This is a genomic window from Microbacterium luticellae, assembly GCF_050408645.1.
Taxonomy (GTDB): Bacteria; Actinomycetota; Actinomycetes; order Actinomycetales; family Microbacteriaceae; genus Microbacterium.
In genome coordinates this window covers 370,439-391,968 of sequence record NZ_JBNTKE010000002.1, presented here as the reverse complement: position 1 = coordinate 391,968, position 21,530 = coordinate 370,439, and the positions used below count along the sequence as shown (strand labels likewise).

General features: G+C 61.5%; 22 protein-coding genes. 19 read left to right on the top strand and 3 right to left on the bottom strand.

Annotation, left to right across the window (positions count from 1 at the left end):
- Positions 1-68 precede the first annotated feature (68 nt).
- The 7 genes from ACQUSW_RS07560 to ACQUSW_RS07530 all read left to right on the top strand — a co-directional run bounded on the left by ACQUSW_RS07560 (position 69) and on the right by ACQUSW_RS07530 (position 7,037).
- Positions 69-2,159: a bifunctional aldolase/short-chain dehydrogenase gene (locus ACQUSW_RS07560; RefSeq protein ID WP_428931676.1), complete on the top strand. Its 2,091-nt coding sequence runs from the start codon at positions 69-71 to the stop codon at positions 2,157-2,159.
- Positions 2,160-2,200: 41 nt separating this feature from the next.
- The gene (locus tag ACQUSW_RS07555; protein WP_428931675.1) at positions 2,201-3,637 is read left to right on the top strand and encodes a rhamnulokinase; all 1,437 of its coding nucleotides are present in this window, start codon (positions 2,201-2,203) and stop codon (positions 3,635-3,637) included.
- A gap of 166 nt (positions 3,638-3,803) precedes the next feature.
- Positions 3,804-5,288 carry an MATE family efflux transporter gene (locus ACQUSW_RS07550; protein ID WP_428931674.1) on the top strand — a complete coding sequence of 495 codons (1,485 nt, stop codon included), beginning with the start codon at positions 3,804-3,806 and terminating at the stop codon, positions 5,286-5,288.
- A 54-nt stretch (positions 5,289-5,342) separates the two neighbouring features.
- On the top strand, positions 5,343-5,594 hold the full coding sequence (locus ACQUSW_RS07545) for a toxin HicA (protein ID WP_428931673.1): 252 nt from the start codon (positions 5,343-5,345) through the stop codon (positions 5,592-5,594).
- Positions 5,591-5,920 carry a type II toxin-antitoxin system HicB family antitoxin gene (locus ACQUSW_RS07540; RefSeq protein ID WP_428931672.1) on the top strand — a complete coding sequence of 110 codons (330 nt, stop codon included), beginning with the start codon at positions 5,591-5,593 and terminating at the stop codon, positions 5,918-5,920. The genes ACQUSW_RS07545 and ACQUSW_RS07540 overlap by 4 nt, the downstream gene beginning before the upstream one ends.
- Positions 5,921-5,976: 56 nt before the next feature.
- Positions 5,977-6,678, top strand: a complete 702-nt coding sequence (locus tag ACQUSW_RS07535) for an acyl-CoA synthetase (RefSeq protein ID WP_428931671.1) — start codon at positions 5,977-5,979, stop codon at positions 6,676-6,678.
- Positions 6,675-7,037, top strand: a complete 363-nt coding sequence (locus ACQUSW_RS07530) for a hypothetical protein (protein ID WP_428931670.1) — start codon at positions 6,675-6,677, stop codon at positions 7,035-7,037. Before ACQUSW_RS07535 ends, ACQUSW_RS07530 begins: the two co-directional genes overlap by 4 nt.
- Before the next feature lie 75 nt (positions 7,038-7,112).
- Here ACQUSW_RS07530 and purB read toward each other — a convergent pair whose 3' ends face one another.
- Entirely contained in the window at positions 7,113-8,498 is a 1,386-nt protein-coding gene (gene purB, locus ACQUSW_RS07525; protein ID WP_428931887.1) for an adenylosuccinate lyase, read from the bottom strand.
- A 28-nt stretch (positions 8,499-8,526) separates the two neighbouring features.
- A complete protein-coding gene (locus ACQUSW_RS07520) occupies positions 8,527-9,030 on the bottom strand; it encodes a low molecular weight protein-tyrosine-phosphatase (RefSeq protein ID WP_428931886.1) in 504 nt (167 codons plus the stop codon).
- A 123-nt stretch (positions 9,031-9,153) separates the two neighbouring features.
- Here ACQUSW_RS07520 and ACQUSW_RS07515 point away from each other — a divergent pair, with 123 nt between their 5' ends.
- Complete coding sequence (locus ACQUSW_RS07515; protein ID WP_428931669.1) at positions 9,154-9,417, top strand: hypothetical protein; 264 nt, start codon at positions 9,154-9,156, stop codon at positions 9,415-9,417.
- Positions 9,414-10,700: a hypothetical protein gene (locus tag ACQUSW_RS07510; protein ID WP_428931668.1), complete on the top strand. Its 1,287-nt coding sequence runs from the start codon at positions 9,414-9,416 to the stop codon at positions 10,698-10,700. The genes ACQUSW_RS07515 and ACQUSW_RS07510 overlap by 4 nt, the downstream gene beginning before the upstream one ends.
- 14 nt (positions 10,701-10,714) lie before the next feature.
- Here the strand turns inward: ACQUSW_RS07510 and ACQUSW_RS07505 are convergent, their stop codons facing one another.
- Positions 10,715-11,119, bottom strand: coding sequence for a phage holin family protein (locus ACQUSW_RS07505; RefSeq protein WP_428931667.1), 405 nt, complete (start codon positions 11,117-11,119; stop codon positions 10,715-10,717).
- Between the two features lie 73 nt (positions 11,120-11,192).
- Here ACQUSW_RS07505 and ACQUSW_RS07500 point away from each other — a divergent pair, with 73 nt between their 5' ends.
- Genes ACQUSW_RS07500 through ACQUSW_RS07455 form a run of 10 tightly spaced genes read left to right on the top strand, consistent with a single transcriptional unit; the run spans position 11,193 to position 21,328 of the window.
- On the top strand, positions 11,193-12,263 hold the full coding sequence (locus ACQUSW_RS07500; RefSeq protein ID WP_428931666.1) for a histidinol-phosphate transaminase: 1,071 nt from the start codon (positions 11,193-11,195) through the stop codon (positions 12,261-12,263).
- Positions 12,264-12,306: 43 nt separating this feature from the next.
- Complete coding sequence (pdhA, locus tag ACQUSW_RS07495; RefSeq protein ID WP_428931665.1) at positions 12,307-13,434, top strand: pyruvate dehydrogenase (acetyl-transferring) E1 component subunit alpha; 1,128 nt, start codon at positions 12,307-12,309, stop codon at positions 13,432-13,434.
- The gene (locus ACQUSW_RS07490; protein WP_428931664.1) at positions 13,431-14,411 is read left to right on the top strand and encodes an alpha-ketoacid dehydrogenase subunit beta; all 981 of its coding nucleotides are present in this window, start codon (positions 13,431-13,433) and stop codon (positions 14,409-14,411) included. The genes pdhA and ACQUSW_RS07490 overlap by 4 nt, the downstream gene beginning before the upstream one ends.
- Positions 14,412-14,442: 31 nt before the next feature.
- On the top strand, positions 14,443-15,798 hold the full coding sequence (locus tag ACQUSW_RS07485) for a dihydrolipoamide acetyltransferase family protein (protein WP_428931663.1): 1,356 nt from the start codon (positions 14,443-14,445) through the stop codon (positions 15,796-15,798).
- 58 nt (positions 15,799-15,856) lie between these two features.
- Positions 15,857-16,750: a metal ABC transporter solute-binding protein, Zn/Mn family gene (locus ACQUSW_RS07480; protein WP_428931662.1), complete on the top strand. Its 894-nt coding sequence runs from the start codon at positions 15,857-15,859 to the stop codon at positions 16,748-16,750.
- Positions 16,747-17,598, top strand: a complete 852-nt coding sequence (locus tag ACQUSW_RS07475; protein ID WP_428931661.1) for a metal ABC transporter ATP-binding protein — start codon at positions 16,747-16,749, stop codon at positions 17,596-17,598. The genes ACQUSW_RS07480 and ACQUSW_RS07475 overlap by 4 nt, the downstream gene beginning before the upstream one ends.
- Entirely contained in the window at positions 17,595-18,500 is a 906-nt protein-coding gene (locus ACQUSW_RS07470) for a metal ABC transporter permease (RefSeq protein ID WP_428931660.1), read from the top strand. The genes ACQUSW_RS07475 and ACQUSW_RS07470 overlap by 4 nt, the downstream gene beginning before the upstream one ends.
- Before the next feature lie 9 nt (positions 18,501-18,509).
- Positions 18,510-18,917: a Fur family transcriptional regulator gene (locus tag ACQUSW_RS07465; RefSeq protein WP_428931659.1), complete on the top strand. Its 408-nt coding sequence runs from the start codon at positions 18,510-18,512 to the stop codon at positions 18,915-18,917.
- A 24-nt stretch (positions 18,918-18,941) separates the two neighbouring features.
- The gene (locus ACQUSW_RS07460) at positions 18,942-20,627 is read left to right on the top strand and encodes a hypothetical protein (RefSeq protein WP_428931658.1); all 1,686 of its coding nucleotides are present in this window, start codon (positions 18,942-18,944) and stop codon (positions 20,625-20,627) included.
- Complete coding sequence (locus tag ACQUSW_RS07455; protein WP_428931657.1) at positions 20,624-21,328, top strand: DNA-3-methyladenine glycosylase; 705 nt, start codon at positions 20,624-20,626, stop codon at positions 21,326-21,328. Before ACQUSW_RS07460 ends, ACQUSW_RS07455 begins: the two co-directional genes overlap by 4 nt.
- The last annotated feature ends 202 nt before the right edge of the window (positions 21,329-21,530 follow it).

Below are 21,530 nucleotides of genomic sequence, written 5' to 3'. Positions count from 1 at the left end.
ACAAAACGCTTGCATTTGTTGTTAGTTCTTGAAACTATTAACACGATCAAACATCTTCGGGGGCTTTCATGACCAACCAGAACGACACCGCTGCTGAGCTCGACGGCACGAACGGCACGAACGGCACTAACGACACCGTTGCCGAGCTCATCGCTCGCTCAAACCGGCTCGGCGCTGACCCGCGCAACACGAACTATGCGGGCGGCAATACGTCGGCCAAGGGTACCGAGACCGATCCGGTCACGGGTGAGCCGGTAGAGCTCATGTGGGTGAAGGGTTCGGGTGGAGACCTGGGCACGTTGAAGCCGGAGGGGCTTGCCGTGCTGCGGCTTGACCGCATGCGTTCGCTGGTGAACGTGTATCCGGGCATCGACCGCGAAGACGAGATGGTGGCTGCTTTCGACTACTGCCTGCACGGTAAGGGTGGCGCGGCGCCGTCGATCGACACGGCTATGCACGGCCTTGTTGATGCGCCGCACGTCGATCACTTGCATCCGGATTCTGGTATCGCCATCGCAACCGCCGTTGATGGCGAAGAGCTGACGAAGAAGATTTTTGGCGACCGGGTTGTGTGGGTGCCGTGGCGTCGTCCGGGTTTTCAGCTGGGGCTCGATATTGCCGAAATCAAAGAGCAAAACCCGCAGGCTATCGGCACGATTCTGGGCGGTCACGGCATTACTGCCTGGGGCGAGACGAGCGACGAGGCCGAGCAGAATTCGCTGTGGATTATCGAAACCGCTGCCGCGTATATCGCTGAGCACGGTCGCCCCGAGCCTTTTGGTGCTGTGCGTGCGGGTTATGAAGCGCTTCCGGATGCTGCGCGGCGCGACCGTGCCGCTGCGCTCGCACCCACGATTCGTGGCCTAGCTTCGACCGACCGTGTGATGGTCGGCCACTTTACGGATAGCGACACCGTGCTCGACTTTTTGGCGTCAGAGAAAGCACCCCAGCTGGCCGAACTGGGTACGAGCTGCCCGGACCACTTCTTGCGCACCAAGGTCAAGCCGATGATTCTTGACCTGCCTGCTACGGCCACGGTCGAGGAGCAGATCGCCCGCCTGCGCGAACTGCACGAGCAGTACCGTGCCGACTACCGCGCCTACTATGAGGCGCATGCTACCGACGACAGCCCAGCTATGCGCGGTGCCGACCCGCTGATTGTGCTGGTTCCAGGTGTGGGCATGTTTAGTTTTGGGGCGAACAAGCAGACGGCGCGCGTGGCTGGTGAGTTCTATGTGAACGCCATCAATGTGATGCGTGGCGCTGAAGCGCTGTCGACCTATCAGCCGATTTCTGACGCCGAGAAGTTCCGTATCGAATACTGGGCGCTCGAAGAAGCCAAGCTGCAGCGCATGCCGGCCCCGAAATCGCATCAGGGTCGTGTGGCGTTTGTGACGGGTGCGGCATCCGGTATTGGTAAAGCAATTGCTACGCGCCTTGCCCGCGAGGGTGCCTGTGTGGTGATCGCCGATCTCGACCTCGAGAAGGCGCAGGCTGCTGCGGCAGAGCTGGGCTCGGCCGATGTCGCCGTGGGTGTTGCCGCCGATGTGTCGAATGCCGAGGCCGTGCAGGCGGCAATCAACGAGGCAGTGCTGGCTTTTGGTGGCGTCGACCTGGTGATCAACAATGCTGGGCTGTCGCTATCGAAGCCGCTGCTAGAGACCACCGAGAAAGACTGGGATCTGCAGCATGATGTGATGGCGAAGGGCTCGTTCCTTGTTTCGCGCACGGCCGCGAAGGTGCTGATCGATCAGAACCTGGGCGGCGACATTATCTATATTTCGTCGAAGAACAGCGTTTTTGCTGGCCCCAACAATATTGCGTATTCGGCCACGAAGGCTGATCAGGCCCACCAGGTGCGTCTGCTCGCCGTCGAGCTCGGCGAATATGGGGTGCGTGTTAACGGCATTAACCCGGATGGTGTTGTGCGCGGTTCGGGCATTTTTGCTTCGGGTTGGGGCGCCAATCGCGCTGCCACCTATGGGGTGAAAGAAGAAGATCTGGGCCAGTTCTACGCCAACCGCACCATTTTGAAGCGCGAGGTTGTTCCCGAAAACGTCGCCGATGCGGTCTATGTGCTCACCGGCCCCGAGCTCTCGCGCACGACAGGCCTGCACGTGCCGGTCGACTCGGGCGTGGCGGCCGCTTTCCTGCGATGAGCGGGATGAGCGCGGTGAGCGCGATGAGTGAGATGAGTGGGATGAGTGCTCCGGCTGTGCGCGCGTTCGCTGCGGTAGACCTGGGTGCGACGAGTGGGCGCGTGGTGATTGGGCGCGTGGGTGGCAGCGCAGCATCCGGTGCGGCTTTGTCGCTGGAGCTGGTGCGGCGTTTTGCTAACGGCCCGGTGGAGACTCCCGAGGGTTTGCGGTGGGACTTTGCCGGCCTGTACCGCAATATTGTTGAGGGTCTCGCCGAGGCTGTGCAGCGCGAACCGGGCATTGAGAGCGTCGGGATTGATTCGTGGGCGGTCGATTACGGACTGATCCGCGACGGTGCACTGCTCAACCAACCGTTTCACTACCGTGATGACCGCTGCCAGGCCGGTGTAGAAAAAGTGCATGCGACCGTGCCTTTTGCCGAACTGTATGAGCGCAATGGTCTGCAGTTTCTACCGTTCAACACGCTGTATCAGTGGAGTGTTGATGCCGGGGTGCAGCAGGCCGATGCGGCGCTGCTGATTCCCGATCTGGTGGCCTATTTGCTCACCGGTGTTGCGCGGGCAGAGCGCACGAATGCGTCATCGACCGGGCTCGTGCGGGTGGGCGATCGCGCGTGGGACACCGAATTGGCTGATCGGCTGGGTATTCCTACGCGCATGCTGCCGCCGCTCATCGATGCCGGCACAACCATCGGCACGATCACGGGTGCTGCGCTCGAGCAGATCGGTGTGCCGCTGCCGGTAGTCGCGGTCGGGTCGCACGACACTGCCTCGGCCGTGGTGGGCACGCCGCTTTCAACCCCGGATGCCGCATATATTTCGTGCGGCACGTGGGGTCTTGTCGGTCTCGAAATCACTGATCCGGTGGTGACGGATGCCGCACGAGAAGCCAACTTTACGCACGAGTTGGGGGTGGATGATCGCATCCGGTTCTTGCACAATGTGACGGGGCTGTGGTTGTTGACGCAGACTCTTCAGGCCTGGGAGGCCGACGACGGTGCGCCGATCGACCTCCCGGCGCTGCTGCGAGATGCCGCGGCGGTCGTCGCCGAGGTGCCGCTGTTTAACGCCAACGATGCAGCCCTTTCTGCGCCCGGCGATATGCCTGCGCGCATCGCTGCGGTGGTGCGGGCTGCTGGGGCCGAGCCGCCGCAGAGTCGTGCCGGGTTTGTGCGCATGATTGTCGAGAGCATCGCCGATGCTTTTGCTGCGGCAGTGCAGCAGGCAGCGCAGTTGACAGGGCGGCCTGTCGACGTCATTCATGTTGTGGGTGGCGGCTCGCTCAACGCTGTGCTGTGCCAAGCCACGGCCAGCCGTGCGCAGCTACCGGTGGTGGCAGGACCCGTGGAGGCGACGGCGCTCGGCAACATTATGGTGCAGGCGCGGGCTGCCGGATGCCTCGGCCCTCACGCCACGCTCGAAGAGGTTCGCGCGCTCATTAGCAGCACACACGAAACGGTGCGGTACCTGCCGGAGTAACAGGGCGGCCCGTCGCCTTACAATCTGCTGAAAAATCGTTCCCCGAGTACCGCTTGATCGAATCGTTTCGATACGATGGTGATGTTGCGACTGCGCTGTGCGTGGTCGCCTTCGTGTTTCCTGCCATTCTTTCTGGCGTTTCACCCTCGTTTTTTCAAGAGCATTCATGGCCACTACTTTGACCACGGGCCGTCCGTGGCGCGTTATTCTTGCGTTCGCTGTTCCGCTGCTGATCGGCAATATTGTGCAGCAGCTGTACCAGTTTGCCGACACGATCGTTGTCGGCCGCCAATTGGGTGTTACGTCGCTGGCGGCTGTCGGCGCGACGGGTAGTTTGCTGTTTTTGCTGCTCGGGTTCGCGTGGGGGTTGACGAGCGGTTTCGCTATTCCCACGGCGCAGGCTTTTGGGGCGCGTGATGCCGAGGCGGTGCGCCGATCGGTGGCATCCGGTGTCATTCTGACGGGTGCCTGCACGGTCATTCTTACTGTCGGTGCGCCTCTTATTGCGGGGCCGGGTCTTGAGCTGATGCAGACGCCGCCCGAGCTGCTGCCCGAAGCAACAATTTTTACCCAGATCAGCTTTTTGGGTGCGGGCGCCACAATGTTCTTCAACTATTTGGCCGCGATTATTCGTGCCATTGGTGATTCACGCACGCCGCTGGTGTTCTTGACGATCGCGTGTCTGCTCAACGTCGCTCTCGTCGTCATTATGGTGGGGCCGCTGGGGTGGGGTGTAGCCGGGGCTGCTCTTGCGACCGTTATTTCGCAAGCGCTGTCGGTGCTCATGTGTCTGGAATATGTGCGACGCCGGATGCCGGAGCTCCACGTGCGTCGTGCCGACTGGCGTGTTTCTCGCAACGACCTCGCCGACCACCTGCGGCTCGGCCTGCCGATGGGTTTTCAGGCCTCGATTATTGCTATCGGCACTCTCACGGTGCAGGTGGCGCTCAACCGACTTGGTTCCGACGCCGTCGCCGCTTATACAACTGCTTCGCGTGTTGATGCGCTTGCAGTGGCTCTGCTGCAGTCGCTCGGGCTTGCCGTGTCGATGTATGTGGCGCAAAACCTGGGTGGGCGTCGGCCCGACCGTATTCGGCGTGGTGTAGTGCAGGCCGTGTGGATGGCGATTGTCACCTCGCTCGTACTCGGTGCGCTGCTCATCGCATTTGGCACTCACATGGTGCGTGTCTTTATTGGCGAGGGTTCCGACGAAGTTGTTGACCTCGCGCACCTCATGCTCATTATCAACGGCGCCACCTATTCGGCACTCGGTGTTCTTTTTGTGCTGCGTGGTGCGCTGCAAGGGTTGGGCGAAGTGCTCGTGCCCACCGTGACCGGTGTTATCGAACTGGTCGCCCGCGTTGTCGCCGCGATCGTGCTCGGCTCGGTCATCGGATTCTTTGGTGTTGCGCTCAGTAACCCCCTCGCCTGGGTGGGCGCGATTGTGCTGCTCGTTCCGGCGTACCTCGCAGCGCATCGCCGGTTGGCGCGCATGCCCGTGCAACCCGATTTCGTCACAGAAACAACACCCATCCCCGTTATTGGCCCCACTGACGGCTCGATGGTGGTTGATGCCGTCATCACTCAGTCAATCCCCGTGGTTGTGCAGGTGCCACCTAAGGCGCGACGCCGCCTGCTGTCACGGCGGTAACCGGATGCCGCACGGCCAGCACCTGTGCGGTATCAATATTGATACTATGTGTGTGTGGCGCGGGTGGAAAAAATTCTTGAACAGATGCGTGATTCGCCAAGTAGTGTGCGCTTCTTGGACCTCGCTAAGGTTTGCGAACATTATTTTGGAGAACCGCGTCAGCAGGGTACTTCTCACAGGGTTTACCGGATGCCTTGGCGGGGCGACCCTCGCGTAAATATTCAAGACAGTCACGGTAAGGCCAAGCCTTATCAGGTTCGGCAGGTGCTGGCCGCGATTAAGAAGCTGGAGGGAGAAAGCTCATGACGAACGCAGAACATTACACATATCGGGTGCGATGGTCGGCCGAAGACGCCTCGTATATTGGCACCGTCGCGGAGATGCCGTCGTTGTCGTGGGTCGGTGAGACCCAGTCTGACGCTTTCGACGGCATTCGCTCGCTCGTTGCTGACGTGCTTGAAGACATGCTGGCTCATGGTGAGGAACCGCCGGAGGCGATCGCGGATCGATCCTATTCAGGAAAGTTCATGGTGCGGGTGACACCCGAAGTGCATCGGCAACTTGCTATCGATGCGGCTGAGCAGCAGGTCTCGCTTAATCGTCTCGCAGCAAGCCGCCTCGTCGGCACGTAAACGAGTGCTCACCCGATCCCGGGTACTGCATAGCTGCGCCCGCGTAGACTAGAAGCATGTCTGCCACCGCTCGTGCCTTTGATGTGCGTCACGTGCAACTTGGTCGCGCACTGATCGCGGCGGTTGCTGCGGTAATGATCGCTTTTTCGGCCGACCATTCAGCCGCGGTAGGGCTGTCAGTGTTTGGTGGTTTTGCTACCGCAACAGCGCTGGTGTGTGGTTTGGGCGCGTGGCTGGTGCGCTCGCAGCGGTCTCTGCTCGTTGCGCTGGCGGTGGTCGCTCTTCTGGCGAGCATTATGACCAGCGTGCAGGCGCTGCACTCCACCACCTATTTCTTTATTCTTGTGATGTCGTGGGCGGCGGTCGCGGGAGCCATTGAGTTGATCGTGAGCATCCGCGCCCGACGTACCGATACCGCGGCACGCGATGGGCTGCTGGTGGGCGCGTTGACGCTACTGCTGGTTGTTGCCCTGCTGCTGGTGCCCATGCAGTATTCGTGGGATTACACGATCGACGAGGCCGGAACGTTCACATTGACCGGCATCACTTTGGCGGTAGGAATTTTTGGTGCCTACGCCGCCATTGTTGCTGTGCTGTTAGCTATTGCAGGTTTCTCGCCGCGGCGAGAGATGCGCACTGAAGCGCCGGGGCCCGTCGAGGGCCTGACCACTACCGTCGATGCCGCTGAGGGCACCGACGAGGTTTCTTCAACTTCCGGCGTGCGCGCCGGGTCGCCTAACAACGGAGGCACAGCGTGACTCAATCCACCACCCGCCGCGATCTGCTGCGACCCCTGCACCTGCTCGGTCTTGCACTGGCAGCAGGCGTATTCGCTCTTGTGGTTACCCTCGTCACCACGGGTGCGTTCACGAGCCGCGTCAATCTTGCGATTGCCAGCGGCGCCTACCAGGGGATGCATCCGGTCACCCTCGCATTTGTGATCGGCGGTATCTCGTTTATCGTCACCCTGCTGGGCCTTGCTCTCATGATGCTGGCCATCGATCCTGCCGACGTCACCCGCGAAGTCGACAAGCCGGTGCTGTACGACGAAGGCTATTCGCCGGATGTCGCGTCCAGCGACGATGCGCAGGCCAACGGCGGCAAAACAACCAAGTAGCTGTACAAACAAACCGGGCGCTCCCCGTCGTGAGGGGAGCGCCCGGTTTTGTGTTGGCGGTGTGAGCGTAGGCAGTTATCCGCGAGCGAGCTGCTCGGCCAGGCCCGTATAGGTTTGTGGCGTGAGCGCTAGAAGGCGCTGCTTCGCTTCGTCACCGATATCGAGTCCGTTCACAAACTCGGCAAGTTCGGGGCCAGCCACACGGTGTCCGCGGGTGAGTTCTTTCAACAGCGCGTAGGGGTCGCTGATCGACGAGTTTCCGGCCACAACTTCGGCGCGAATAACGGTCTGAATCGCCTCGGCCAAGACCTCCCAGTTGCGGTCAAGGTCGGCCAGCAGCACGTCGCGTGCCAGCGCGACTTCTCCCAGGCCACGACGCAGATTATCGAGTGCCAGCAGTGAGTGGCCGAGGGCTACACCAATGTTGCGCTGCGTGGTCGAATCGGTCAGGTCACGTTGGAGGCGCGAGGTGACCAGCGTTGTCGACAGTGAGCCGAGCAGTGCCGCTGAAAGTTCGAGGTTTGCTTCGGCGTTCTCGAAACGAATCGGGTTGATCTTGTGCGGCATAGTCGACGAACCTGTTGCACCGGCCACAGGAATCTGCGTGAAATAGCCGAGCGAAATGTATGTCCACATGTCGGTGGCCAGGTTGTGCAGAATGCCCCCGGCATGACGAATGCGGTCGTACAGATCGACCTGCCAGTCGTGTGACTCAATCTGGGTCGTCAGCGGGTTGAAATCAATGCCGAGCGACTCGATAAACTCGCGTGAAATTGTTGGCCAATCGGCATCCGGGGCTGCAGCAAGGTGCGCCGACCATGTGCCGGTCGCGCCCGAGAATTTTGCCAGATATTCGGATGCATCAATACCGCGCAACACACGCTCTAAACGCCACGCGAATACGGCCAGCTCTTTGCCCATCGTCGACGGGGTGGCCGGCTGACCGTGCGTGTGCGAAAGCATGGGTGCGTCGGCGTGCTCCTGCGCCAGTTCGCTCAGCTTCTCGATCACCTGAACCAGCGCCGGGCGCCATACGGCGGTGACAGCACGCTGCACCGTGAGTGCATAGGCGGTGGAGTTGATGTCTTCGCTCGTGCATGCAAAGTGGGTGAGCTCGGCGATCGAATCGAGTCCCAGTGCGGTGAGGCGGTCGCGCACCAGGTATTCCACGGCTTTAACATCGTGGCGGGTGACAGCCTCTTTTTCGGCCAGCCAGTCGATTTCTTCTTGCCCAAAGTCGCGGTAGAGGCCACGCAGACGCTCTTTATCGTTGTCGGCAAGGGGCGACGTGCCCAGCAGTGAGCGGTCGGTGAGGGCAATGAGCCACTCGACCTCCACCTCAACGCGGGCGCGGTTTAAACCAGACTCCGACAGGTAGTCGGCCAACGGCGCAGTGGCCGTGCGGTAGCGACCATCGAGGGGGCTCAGCGGTTGAGGGGGAAGAGAAGTCGGGGTAGTCAGGGGAGTCCTCCTGATTAGGGCACCGCTGTTACAGAGATGCTGGCCGAATAGCGGGTTCGAGCTGGCGGAAAAGCCGCCGACTCGCACTCTCGATCATACCGAGCACCTCGTCGAACGTACGGTCGTCGGCATAGTAAGGATCCGGTACGTCAAGGGTGGTGGCGTGGGGTTCAAAATCCATGAGCAGCACGATTTTTCCGTCGTCGGCATCGTGCTGGGCCCACTGACGCAGAATTCTTTCGTGCGAGCGGTCGAGGGCAACAATAAGGTCGTAGTCGGCAAAGGCGGCCTGAGTAAATTGCCGTGCCCGGTGGTGGGTGCCGTCATAACCACGACGAGCCAGCGCTTGTACCGTGCGGTGATCGGCACGCTCGCCAACATGCCAGTCGCCGGTGCCGGCGCTGGTTGACACGATACTGCTCGACAAACCGTGTTCTTCGGCTAGTGCGCGAAACACCACCTCAGCCATAGGGGAGCGGCAGATGTTCCCGGTGCAAACGAAGATGACACGGAAAGGATCCGTAGCGGGCATGTCTTCTATTGTGCCGGTTTCCGCAAAAAATGGGATTCCTCCCCACAGGCCGACGACACAGGTTTCTCCACGGTCACCGCATCCGGTGGCGTAGTCGTGCCGCATGCTCGCCACAGTAGATCCATGACTTACAGCTACGACCATGTTTCTCGGGGACAGGGCGACCCCGATGCCTTCGCTTCTGCCCGCGGCATGCTGTACCGCACCGCCGACGACGTCGACAGTTCTGTGCGTGTTCTGCGCACTATTTCTCAGGCTTCGGCGTGGAGATCACGCGGCGTCGAGGCGTTGCATCTGCTGATCGAACAGTTCGCTCAGCAGCTTGCGACGCAGGCTCAGGTGTTGCGGTATCAGGCTTCGCTGTTGCCGTGGGAGGTGCAGCAATGAGTGATGAACTGCAGATTCATCGCGGGAGTGCGATCGCGGTTAATTCCGACGAGGTGCGCGCGGTGGCCACATCTTTGGGTGCGCAGGCTTCACGCTTGAGCGGTATTGCGAGTGACGTTCGACGCATCCCCGGTCTTATCGATCATGGTGGCGGCGAATCCGCGGGGGTGAGTGACGCGGCCTGGCAACTCGAAGCGATAGCCGACCACGCTCAGGAAGCCACGGCGCAGGCTGTCACGATGGCCGATGCGTATGAGATCGCCGAGCTACGCGCCACCATTAGTCGACTGCCCGAGGGGGACGAAACCAATCGTTTGCAAGAGCAACTCGATGCGCTTGTGGTGAGTAACCCGGATGCCGCGCTTTTTGCCGACCGGGCCAAGGGCATCGACGACATTGGTGGCCTGCGTTTTTCGCCGAGCCTTCTCGCATTCGGGCTGCTACCCGCAGTTCTGGCGGGTCCGGCGCTGAAGTGGGGGATGGCTTTTGTGCGTGATAAAAATCGTGGCCGCGTCGAAGACGGAGATTATTTGAAGGCGCATCCCTCCACTGTCACGGTCGATAAACGAGGGGTCCGCTCGGTGAATGCCCCCACGACGGTCTCAGAGGCTTTCCAGCGGATACAGCACAATAACGACGGCCAGATCAGCATCGATGTCATCGATCTACCCGGGGGTGAGCGCGAATACTTTGTTTATATCGACGGCACCAGCAGCCTCGGCATCGGCGGCAACGAGCCGTGGGACATGGTCTCTAACGTGCAGCTCTACGTGTCTCAAGAAGAGTCGGATTCGTATCATGCCGTGTTGCAGGCCCTTGACGAGGTAGGGGCTGAGCCCGGTGACACCCTCAACCTGGTGTCGTACTCGCAGGGGGCGGCAGTCGCCGCGTCTATCGAGGCATCCGGTGACTATAACGTGGCAGCAAACTTTATGGCCGGAAGCCCGATCGCACCCCCTGCCAGCGACGCACTGCATGTTTCTCTCGCGCACACGAATGACGTAATAGCGCAACTGTCGACCGCGGATGGTGACGGCACGGGGTCCGACGACAGCCTGGTGATCTCTCGCACGATAGAGCCCAACCTTGTCGAAAGGCTACCTGCGACGCCTTTCGGGCCATGGACGACTTTCGGCCCGCACATGCTCGACAAGTATGTCGACACCGCACACATGGCAGAAGACAGTGGCGATCCGCGCATGGCCGCAGTCGCCGCCTATCTGCAGAAATATGCCGACGCGGGCACCGTGCACAACTACACGTTTAACGCCACTCGGCAGTAGTCGGATCGGAGCACTCAGCGACGACGTTTGCGTTTGCGTTGCGGGCGCAGAATGCCCATAAAGATTCCGTTGATGATCGTGATGAGAAGCGCTGCAAGCACACCCCACCAGAAACTGCCGACGCCCAGACCCCAGCCGAAGTTGCTGGTGATGACCGAGGTGAGCCACAGCAAAAACCCATTCACGACGAGAGAGATGAGCCCGAGCGTCAGAATGTAAAGCGGGAACGCCACAATCTTGATGATCGTTCCGATCACGGCGTTGACCACGGCAAAAATCGCGGCCACAGCCAGCAGCGTCAGTATGAACTGGCCGGTTTCACCGGGCTCGAAAGGCGTGATCGTCACCTGCAGCGCAGGAATAAGGGTCACGACCCAGAAAGCAAAAGCGTTAACAACAACACGAATGACAAAGCGCATGGTCTGCTCAGTCTCTCACGGTGTGAGCTAGCGATATGTGATGCACAACAACAGAACGCTTTAGACTCAGGGCGTGAGCACACAGCCGTCTCTTCCCTATATTCGCCCTGAGATTGCGGCGCTGCCGCCGTACCGTCAGGGAAAGCCCGCCGGAGCCGACGCGTTCAAGCTGTCGAGCAACGAAAATCCTTTTCCCCCGCTACCGTCGGTGCAGAAGGCTGTGAACGAGGCCATGCCGGTAAATCGATACCCGGATGCCACGGCCGTGGCCCTGCGCACCCGCCTGGCCGAGCGCTATCAAACGACCCCCGATGGCGTGCATGTCGCCGCCGGTAGCGTCTCGATTCTTTACCAGCTGGTGCAGGCGGTCGCGACCGCGGGCGATGAGATTGTTTATGCGTGGCGGTCTTTTGAGGCATATCCAGGACTCGTACTCGTAGCGGGGGCGAGTGGCGTGCAGGTGCCGCTCGATGCTGAAGCGCGCCATGATCTTGCGGCGATGGCCGATGCGGTTACCGAGAAAACGCGCGCCATTATTGTGTGCAGCCCCAATAACCCGACGGGGCCGATCGTGACAAGCGCTGCGTTTGCTGAGTTTATTGCGCGGGTGCCGAGCAGCGTGCTCGTCATTCTCGATGAGGCGTATGCCGAGTTTGTGACCGACCCCGAAGCGGTGGATGGACTGGGGGAGCGGCTGTTTGAGCGGCATCCGAATGTTGTTGTGCTGCGAACTTTTTCTAAAGCGTATGGTCTTGCGGGTCTACGGGTGGGTTATGCCGTGGGGCATCCGCGGGTGCTCGATGCGGCCCGTAGCACCGGAATACCGCTGTCGGTCACGAGCGCGGCAGAAAAAGCGGCCCTGGCAAGCCTCGACGCCGAAGATGAGCTGCGTGAGCGCGTGGCAACCCTGGTGCAGCGGCGCACTGCGCTCGTAAGAGGGCTGCGCGAACAGGGTTGGCGGGTGCCCGATGCGCAGGGAAACTTTGTGTGGCTGCCCACGGGCGAGCGCACGGCCGAGGTGGCAGAAGCCTTCGAAAACGCCGACATTATTGTGCGGCCTTTTGTGGGCGACGGCATCCGTATATCCGTGGGAGAGCATGAGTCGGTAGACATGGTCCTATCGATTGCTGCATCCGTTGTGTGAACCCTCCACTTTCTCTGGGGCTCGGCTCGGTTACGTTAGAACAGTGACTTCTCCCGAGCCGCCCATCATTCGCGTACTCGACGATCACGGACGCTTCGCGCCGAACCCCGAGAGCGAGCCCTACCTCGAACTCATTGATGCGCTGAGCGACGCTGATCTTCACCAGCTGTATAGCGACATGGTCGTTATTCGTGCCATCGATACCCAGGCCACGAACCTGCAGCGTCAAGGGCAGCTTGCGCTGTGGCCGCCGAGTCGCGGGCAAGAGGCCGCCCAGGTGGGTTCGGCACGGGCAACACGGCCGCAAGACACGATTTTTCCTTCGTATCGCGAACACGCTGTCACCCGCATCCGGGGCGTCGACACTCTCGACATTATTAAGCTCATGCGCGGGGTATCGCACGGCGGGTGGGACCCTACCGATCCGCGCAACGGCAACACGCGGCTGTATACGCTCGTGCTCGGTTCACAAACGCTGCACGCGGCCGGATACGGCATGGGTATGGTGTTCGACGGCCGATGCGGTTCGGGTAACCCCGAGCGTGACGAAGCCGTTGTCACCTACTACGGTGATGGTGCCTCGAGCCAGGGCGATGTTCACGAAGCGATGGTGTTCGCTGCCAGTTATCAGGCGCCCGTCGTGTTCTTTTTGCAGAACAACCACTGGGCCATCTCGGTACCGGTCGAAAGGCAGTCGCGCACGCCACTGGTGCAGCGCAGTGCCGGATACGGGATTCCCAGCGTGCGGGTCGACGGCAATGATGTGCTGGCCAGCTATGCGGTCAGCCGCCGCGCACTCGACGAAGCCCGCGCCGGAAAAGGCCCCCGCGCCATCGAGGCCATGACCTATCGCATGGGCGCGCACACCACCAGCGACGACCCGACCAAATATCGTGGCAGCGACGAAGAAGAGCGCTGGGCCCAGCGCGACCCGATCAACCGGATGCGGGCATACCTGCTCTCGCGCGGTGCCAGCGATGCCTTCTTCACCGGCGTAGAAGAAGAAGCGGCCGCTGCGGCCGACGACCTGCGCCAACGAACCACGACGCTGGAGTCGCCCACACAAGACTCGATGTTTGCGCACGTGTATAGCGAGCAGCATCCGGTGATGGCGCAGCAGGCACAGTGGCTGCGCGACTATGAGCAGTCGTTCCACGAGGAGGGCGCATGACCATTCAGGCAATGCCATTTGCTAAAGCGCTCAACGCGGGTCTGCGCAAAGCAATGGAAAATGACTCGCGCGTGCTGCTCATGGGTGAAGACATCGGCCCGCTCGGTGGCGTGTTTCGTGTGACCGAACACCTGCAGCGCGACTTTGGTGAACAGCGGGTGCTCGACACGCCCCTGGCCGAATCGGGCATCGTGGGTTCGGCGATCGGTTTGGCGATGGCGGGTTTTCGGCCCGTGTGCGAGATTCAGTTCGACGGTTTTGTTTTTCCCGCGTTTGACCAGATCACCACGCAGCTGGCCAAGATTACGAACCGGCACGAGGGCGCCGTATCGATGCCCATTGTGATTCGTATTCCCTACGGCGGACACATTGGTGCGGTCGAACACCACCAGGAAAGCCCCGAAGCCTATTTCACGCATACGCCGGGACTGCGCGTTATCTCGCCGTCGACCCCCAACGATGCCTACTGGATGATTCAAGAAGCGATCGCATCGCCCGACCCGATCATTTTTATGGAGCCCAAGAGCCGCTACTGGCATAAGGGCGAAGTGGAGCTTGATTCTTCGGCCGTGCCTCTTCATTCCTCGCGCATCGTGCGCCGAGGAACAGATGTGACGCTCGTGGGGCACGGTGCCATGGTCACAACACTGCTGCAGGCGGCAGCGCTCGCCGAAGCCGAGGGCACGAGTTGTGAGGTGGTCGATGTGCGGTCGCTGTCGCCGATTGACTACGGTCCGATTCTTGATTCGGTGCGTTCGACCGGACGCATGGTTTATGCGCAAGAAGCGCCCGGGTTTACCAGCCTGGGTAGTGAAGTTGCTGCTACCGTCATGGAGCAGGCGTTCTATGCCCTCGAAGCTCCCGTGCTTCGTGTTTCTGGCTTTGACACCCCCTTCCCTCCGGCAAAACTGGAGGGTGCTTATCTGCCTGATGCTGATCGCATTCTTGAGGCGGTTGACCGTTCGCTGGCCTATTAATGCTGGCTTTCCACTGTAAACAGGACGCATCATGAGCACTCAGATTTTTACCCTGCCCGACGTGGGCGAGGGCTTGACCGAGGCCGAAATCGTCACGTGGAAGGTGGCGCCCGGCGACCAGGTTGCCGTCAACGACGTTATTTGTGAGATCGAGACGGCCAAGTCGCTGGTCGAGTTGCCGTCGCCCCATGCGGGGGCGGTGGGCGAACTGCTGGTGGCCGAGGGTGTGACGGTCGACGTCGGTACACCGATTATTTCTTTTGTTGGCGACGAAACGGCTGCGAAGCCTGTAGCGCCGGCCGGTTCACCGTCGACCGATTCAACCCCGGATGCCGCTGATGGCGGCGGTGCCGTGCTCGTCGGTTATGGCAGCGGCGGCGGTGCGACGTCGCGCCGCCGTAAGCCCGCGGCCGGTAGTGCTGTTCGTTCTTCGGTGGGGGTTATCGCGAAGCCGCCGATTCGTAAGCTCGCAAAAGACCTGGGTGTTGTGTTGTCGGATGTCACGGCAACAGGTGCGCACGGTGAAGTGACCCGTGACGACGTTGTGAAGCATGCCGAGCAGGCGAGTGTTTTTCGCAATATTGAGACGCCCGAGTGGGGTTCTGTGCGGGAAGAGACGGTTCCGGCTCCCGCACCTGCGCCGGTTGGTGTGGCGCGGGGTCTTACTCCTGCTGCGGGCTCGGATGCCCGTTCCGAGTCGATTCCTGTGAAGGGTGTTCGCAAGGTGACGGCGGCGGGCATGGTGCGAAGTGCTTACTCTGCACCGCACGTGACCGTGTGGAAAGAGGTTGATGCCACGCGCACCATGGAGCTGGTGAAACGGTTGAAGGCTTCGCCCGACTACGCCGATGTACGTGTGTCGCCGCTGCTCATCATGGCCCGTGCCGTGATTTGGGCGGTGCGCCGCACCCCCATGGTGAACGCAGCGTGGATCGACACCGACGATGGCGCAGAAATTTCTGTGCGGCACTATGTGAACCTCGGCATTGCTGCTGCTACTCCGCGCGGACTGCTCGTGCCGAATATTAAAGACGCGCAAGAGTTGAACATGCGCGAACTCGCTCGCGCGCTCAACCGATTGACGACAACTGCACGCGAAGGCAAAACGAGTCCCGCCGATCAGCAGGGTGGCACCATCACTATCACCAATATTGGTGTTTTTGGTATGGATGCCGGTACCCCGATCATCAATCCCGGCGAGGCCGGAATCGTGGCCATGGGCACGATTAGCCAAAAACCGTGGGTGGTCGATGGTGAAGTTCGCCCCCGCTGGGTCACCACCGTCGCGGGCTCTTTTGACCACCGTGTGATCGACGGCGACGGCATGAGTCGGTTTATTGCCGACGTGGCTGCCGTGCTCGAGGAGCCTGCGCTTCTGGTCGACTAGTACGAGTGGCATCCGGATGCTTGTTGATAACGATTCTCATATCCAGTAACGTGAGGGTGTGAAAAGACTCCCCGCACTCGCAACCGCCGCCCTCATGCTGGTGGTCGCGCTTACCGGTTGCAGCGTGGCCGAATCGCCCACCGACGACCGCGTGCAGGTGGTTGCCTCTACCGTCACCTATGGCGACATCGCCTCGACCCTCGGGGGAGCGCGCGTCAACGTGGTGTCGATCGTCACATCGACGGCGCAAGACCCCCACATGTATGAGGCCACCGCGCGCGACCGGCTGGCGGTCTCTCAGGCCGACCTCATTCTCGCCAACGGCGGCGGGTACGACGCGTTCATGGCGAGTCTTATCGACGACACACAAACGCCGGTGCTGGCCGCGGCCGATATGGTGATCACCGACGGCAGCGGCAGCGACGACGACCTGAACGAGCACGTCTGGTACGACCTTGAAACGATCGAAGAGTTTGCCGCAGCGATTGCAGAACAGCTCAGTACCGTCGATCCCGAAGGCGCCGAAAAATACGCCACCAACCTTGCGGAGTTCACGGACGACATCGACACAGTGCGTAGCCGCATCGACCAGTTAGCCGCCACCGTTTCTGGTGCACACGTGTTTCTGACCGAGCCGCTGGGCGGCTACCTCGCCGACAGCCTCGGGCTCAACGACGTAGCGCCGCAGGGTTTTGCGGCAGCGGTTGAAGCCGGAAATGACGTCGCGCCGGCACTGATGAAAACGGCACTCGACACCATTGCTCACGGAGACGTGCAGGCCGTGCTGAGCAACATCCAAACCCGCGGCCCCGAAACCGTGCGAATGGAACAGGCCGCCACAAGCGCGAGCGTGCCTGTCGTGCAACTGAGCGAGTTGCCACCCGAAGACACCGACTACATCGCCTGGATGACCATGGTTGTCGACGAGCTTGAAGCCGCGTTACAACAATGAAACCATCACCTCTGCTGCGCGTAGAAAACGCTGCCGTCCGTCGCCCCGCCGACCACGGTGGTGCCGTACGCACCCTGTGGTACAATCTCGACCTCGCTGTGCACCCCGGCGAACTCATCGCCATACTGGGGCCCAGCGGCGGAGGAAAAACCACGCTCTTGCGCAGTATTCTCGGGCTGCAAAAACTTAGTGCGGGGAGCATCCGGTTCGCCTCTGATCACCACCGCCCACACGACCGTGACGCCATCGGATACGTGCCCCAGCAGCGCACGTTCTCGGCCGACACGGCGCTACGAGCCCGCGACGTCGTTGCGCTGGGTTTGCACGGCACTCGCTACGGCCTGCCCGTGCCGCGCCGCGGCGACCATGCGCGCGTTGACGCCACGCTACGCGAAGTGGGCGCATTCGATTACGGCCACCGGCGCGTAGGAGCGCTCTCGGGTGGCGAAGTGCAGCGGCTGCGCGTAGGGCAAGCGGTTATTCACCGGCCTTCACTGCTTCTGGCCGACGAACCCCTCACCAATCTCGACCCGGCACACCAGCGCGGCATCGTCGACATCATCGACCGGCAGCGGCGCGACCACGACACCGCGGTGCTCGTCGTCACCCACGACATCAACCCGCTCCTCGGCCGCGTTGACCGCATCCTTTACCTGGCTGGTGGGCGCTTTCGGTTCGGCACACCCGACGACGTCTTGCGCAGCAGCATCTTGAGCGACCTGTACAGATCGCCCGTCGACGTCATTCGCGCCCATGGCCGCATCATCGTCGCGGGCACGAACGAAGCCACCGCGCACCACGACGAAGTACAGCATCCGGATGCCACACACCACGGAGACCGCTCATGACCCCGCCGCTGCTGTCGTGGGCCGATATTTTCTCCTTCACCGACTACGGTGCCCTCGTAGCCCTGCTTGCTAATTCGATCATTGCGGGTGCGGTTCTCGGTATTGTTGGCGGCCTTATAGGCGTTTTTGTTATGCAGCGCGACCTGGCTTTTGCTGTGCACGGGGTGAGTGAGCTGTCGTTTGCAGGAGCCGCGGCAGCACTGCTATTTGGCGGCAGCATTGTGGTCGGCTCGGTGGCCGGGGCCCTCGTGGCAGCGCTCATTATTGGGCTGCTCGGTGCGCAGGCGCGTGACCGCAACTCGATCGTCGGTGTGCTGATGCCGTTCGGTCTGGGTCTTGGTATCTTGTTTCTGTCGCTACACAAGGGTCGAAGCGCCAACAAATTTAGCCTTCTGACCGGGCAGATTGTTTCGGTGTCGAGCCCCGACCTCGGCTGGCTACTGGGTATTAGTGGCGTGGTCTTTATCGCGCTTCTTGTGCTGTGGAACCCGCTACGTTTCGACTCCCTCGACCCGGCAACCGCCCAGGCACGCGGGCTCCCCACCCGCACACTCAACCTGGTATTCATGGTGCTACTGGGGCTCATCATTGCCGTGAGCGTGCACATTATTGGCGCGCTGCTTGTTATGGCACTGCTCGTAACCCCGGCAGCAGCGGCCATGCGCATCAGTGCCGGGCCCCTGGCCGTACCCCTGTGGTCGGCCCTGTTTGGTTTCGTCTCCGCCGTCGGCGGCATCATGCTCGCGCTCGCCGGAACCCTACCCGTCAGCCCCTACATCACCACCATCTCGTTCGCCATCTACCTGGGCTGCTGGGCCATACAGCGCATCCGCAACCGCACAGTGCGCGGTGGAGTGCACAGCACAGTGCGCACCAGGACGCCTAGCACCCACACGGCCTAGACTCACAATATGGCTCAACGCAATACCTGGCAGCGCGAACGCGTGCGCGACGCGCTCGCCGACGAACCCGGTTTTGTTAGCGCGCAAGCTCTTTACGCCACCTTACGAGCTGCGAATACCGGAATCGGGTTGGCGACGGTGTACCGAGCGCTGGCGGGGCTGGCAGCATCCGGGGAGGCCGATTCGCTGCAGAGCCCTGAAGGCGAGGCACTGTATCGGGCCTGCTCTTCGGGTCACCATCACCATCTCATCTGCCGTAACTGTGGTCTCGCCGTAGAGATCGCGGCGTCAGAGGTAGAGCAGTGGGCCCGCAAAACTGCGGCATCGCATGGGTTTCATGAGGCCGAGCACGTCGTCGACATTTTTGGACTGTGCGAGAATTGCGCACGAGAAAAAGCACAGCAGTCTGCGCAATGACGCACGTGTTTGTCAAGGGGACGAATGAGTACTGAACACCCGGATGCTGCGGGCAACGACGCCTCGCAGCGCCCCCGCACGCGCGCAGAAGCACGGGCGCTACGACAGGCCGCTGAAGCCGCTCAGGCTGCCGAAGCCGTGCATGAGGCGCGTGCCGCGCAGGCTTCGGAGCACACGCCCCCAGTGCCGCAGCCGAGTGCCGAAACGGCAGCGCCGGAGCAGTCGAAAAAGTATTGGATTGACCCCGAAGACTCCGATTGGCAGCCTTCGGATGGTGCTGGCTGGCTGCCCGCTGACGACAGCGCACGAGCCCCCATTGCCCCGGCGCGCACAGAAGACTCCGCCGAGCATGCTCCCTCACAGCGCACGTTTGTGATCTCCCTCATTATCGGACTCGCGATTACCGTGGCCGGTGTAGTTATTGCTCTTGTGCTCGACGGACCAACAATTACCGGGGTCGATTTCGACGGCCAAATTGTTGATGGCCCGCAGCCCACCCTCACCCTCACACTGAGTCGTGAGGTGGCAGAAATCACTCCTGAACAGGTGGAGCTTGACCCGGATGCCACGGCCACAGTGACAACCGAGGGTAAAACCGTCACGCTCACCTTCGATGCCCCGCTGCGCGACGACACCGAATATCTGGTGAGCATTAACGGTGTGACGGCCCGCGACGGTGAGCGCGAAAGTACCGTCGTTACGACGATTCAGACTCCGGCGGCTTCGCTGTATCTCTTACAGCGCAGAGACGACGGTGATGACGCTATTTTCCGTACCGATCTGAGCGGCGAGAAAGCGGTATCGGTTTTCGAAGCCGAGAACATTGATGACTACCGCGCGACCTCAGAGAACCTTGTGGTCGTGACGGCGCAGGACGGCGTATCGCAGGTGACCGTTGTTGATCGCTACGACGAGTCGCGCACGGAGCTCGTCCTTCCTGGTGAAGGATATGTTGCCGGTTTGCAGGTGACCGACGACGGGTCACATATCGGCTATACGTTTACCGAACGTGATCTCTCCGCCGAGGGCGGGCTCGCCAGTGTGCTTGTGACCCAGCCCATCGACGGCGGCGCGGCATCAACGGTCGTGCAGATTGACGACGTGCCCGTGAGTGTGGGCGAATGGCGGTTCATTCCCCATAGCACCAACGCCGTGCTGCTCACTTTTGACGGCGAACTTTATGGCGCCGACGCCACGGCAAGCAAACAACCGTGGGCGCTCGGCCAGGCGAGAACACTGCTGGGTGTGTCGAGGGCTAACAACACCGCCATCATCGATTACGACGGTCTGCTCATGCAGTTGAATCCCGAAACAGGCGCACTTGTGCCACTACCCGTCGCCGAGCCTGACTATGGTGCACCCGTGAGCATCACGTCGTTCCCGGGCGGCACACTGCGGCACGTTTTTGCGCGCAGTGACGAGGGTGTGCCTACAGGGCAGGGCATCATTCGCGTTGCTGACGACGGCGCGGCCGAACCTCTTGTCTCTGTGAGCGGCACCGACTCGATCGTGCAAAGTTGCGCCGCCCCCAACGGGCGATATACGGCCGTGACGGTCGCGCCCGACCTGCCAAATAACCCTTACGACCGACGACTCCTTCCCCTGCCGCAAACTCTGCACACGCACATCGTCGACACCACCAATGGTGACGAACGGGTGGTGCTCGAAGGCTTCGACGCCTCATGGTGCACAACCGGACCACGGCGATGACGACGCCATATGTTCCGGATGCCGCTCGCACGGGGCATCCGGCTGCCCGCAGCGATCTTCACGGCCTACCGGTTGATATTGCCCCGCAACTGCTCGGCGGATATCTGGTAACAACGGTTGACGGCCACACGGTCGCCATACGCATCACCGAGGTTGAGGCGTATCACGGTAAAGGAACCGGGCCCGTACCCGACCCGGGCTCGCACGCCCGGATGGGCCGTACCACGCGCAACTCCACCATGTGGGAAGAAGCCGGACACCTGTATGTGTACCTGAGCCACGGAATCCACTCGTGCATCAACGTCGTATGCGGGCCGAACGGAGAAGCCGGAGGAGTGCTTGTGCGAGCCGGTGAAGTCGTGCACGGCATTGATAGTGCGCACGAACGCTCGGGGCGTCGCGGGCGCGACCTTGCCCGAGGCCCCGGCCGGCTGGGCCAAATATTGGGCCTGAAGCATGCCCTGCACGACGGAATCGACGCGATCGACAGCGTGCCGCAATCAGGGGCCGTGGCCACGCTGCTCTTGCCATCGACTGTCGGTGCATATGAGCAGGGCCCGCGCGTAGGAGTCGCCGGTATTGCGGGCACGGATGCCTTTCCCTGGCGCTTCTGGATTCCTGGCGACCGCACAGTCTCGCCGTTCCGGTGGGGGCGTGGGGCCGCGGAGGCCGCTGCCGCGCGCACGGCCGAGCAGGAGTAGTTTGCCTCGGGTGTGGCATCCGGAGTGGTGAGTGTCGCCCGGTGTGCAGCATCCGGCGTGGGGCTGGATTTTATGGTGGCGCGGGCTGTGCGGGGTTGCCGAGAACAGGAAGATTGCTGGGCGACGCATGTTTTGCGCGGAATTGTGCGCCATTCGGCAATTTTCCTGTTTTCAGCAACAGATGTTGCGGCACGGACCCCCG

What these genes read in the sequence shown, in the direction of transcription:
- ACQUSW_RS07560 (WP_428931676.1), top strand. Translation starts at nt 69, where the DNA reads ATGACCAACCAGAACGACACCGCTGCTGAGCTCGACGGCACGAACGGC.
- ACQUSW_RS07555 (WP_428931675.1), top strand. Translation starts at nt 2,201, where the DNA reads ATGAGTGCTCCGGCTGTGCGCGCGTTCGCTGCGGTAGACCTGGGTGCG.
- ACQUSW_RS07550 (WP_428931674.1), top strand. Translation starts at nt 3,804, where the DNA reads ATGGCCACTACTTTGACCACGGGCCGTCCGTGGCGCGTTATTCTTGCG.
- ACQUSW_RS07540 (WP_428931672.1), top strand. Translation starts at nt 5,591, where the DNA reads ATGACGAACGCAGAACATTACACATATCGGGTGCGATGGTCGGCCGAA.
- ACQUSW_RS07535 (WP_428931671.1), top strand. Translation starts at nt 5,977, where the DNA reads ATGTCTGCCACCGCTCGTGCCTTTGATGTGCGTCACGTGCAACTTGGT.
- ACQUSW_RS07520 (WP_428931886.1), bottom strand. Translation starts at nt 9,030, where the DNA reads ATGCCCGCTACGGATCCTTTCCGTGTCATCTTCGTTTGCACCGGGAAC.
- ACQUSW_RS07515 (WP_428931669.1), top strand. Translation starts at nt 9,154, where the DNA reads ATGACTTACAGCTACGACCATGTTTCTCGGGGACAGGGCGACCCCGAT.
- ACQUSW_RS07510 (WP_428931668.1), top strand. Translation starts at nt 9,414, where the DNA reads ATGAGTGATGAACTGCAGATTCATCGCGGGAGTGCGATCGCGGTTAAT.
- ACQUSW_RS07505 (WP_428931667.1), bottom strand. Translation starts at nt 11,119, where the DNA reads ATGCGCTTTGTCATTCGTGTTGTTGTTAACGCTTTTGCTTTCTGGGTC.
- ACQUSW_RS07490 (WP_428931664.1), top strand. Translation starts at nt 13,431, where the DNA reads ATGACCATTCAGGCAATGCCATTTGCTAAAGCGCTCAACGCGGGTCTG.
- ACQUSW_RS07485 (WP_428931663.1), top strand. Translation starts at nt 14,443, where the DNA reads ATGAGCACTCAGATTTTTACCCTGCCCGACGTGGGCGAGGGCTTGACC.
- ACQUSW_RS07475 (WP_428931661.1), top strand. Translation starts at nt 16,747, where the DNA reads ATGAAACCATCACCTCTGCTGCGCGTAGAAAACGCTGCCGTCCGTCGC.
- ACQUSW_RS07470 (WP_428931660.1), top strand. Translation starts at nt 17,595, where the DNA reads ATGACCCCGCCGCTGCTGTCGTGGGCCGATATTTTCTCCTTCACCGAC.
- ACQUSW_RS07465 (WP_428931659.1), top strand. Translation starts at nt 18,510, where the DNA reads ATGGCTCAACGCAATACCTGGCAGCGCGAACGCGTGCGCGACGCGCTC.
- ACQUSW_RS07460 (WP_428931658.1), top strand. Translation starts at nt 18,942, where the DNA reads ATGAGTACTGAACACCCGGATGCTGCGGGCAACGACGCCTCGCAGCGC.
- ACQUSW_RS07455 (WP_428931657.1), top strand. Translation starts at nt 20,624, where the DNA reads ATGACGACGCCATATGTTCCGGATGCCGCTCGCACGGGGCATCCGGCT.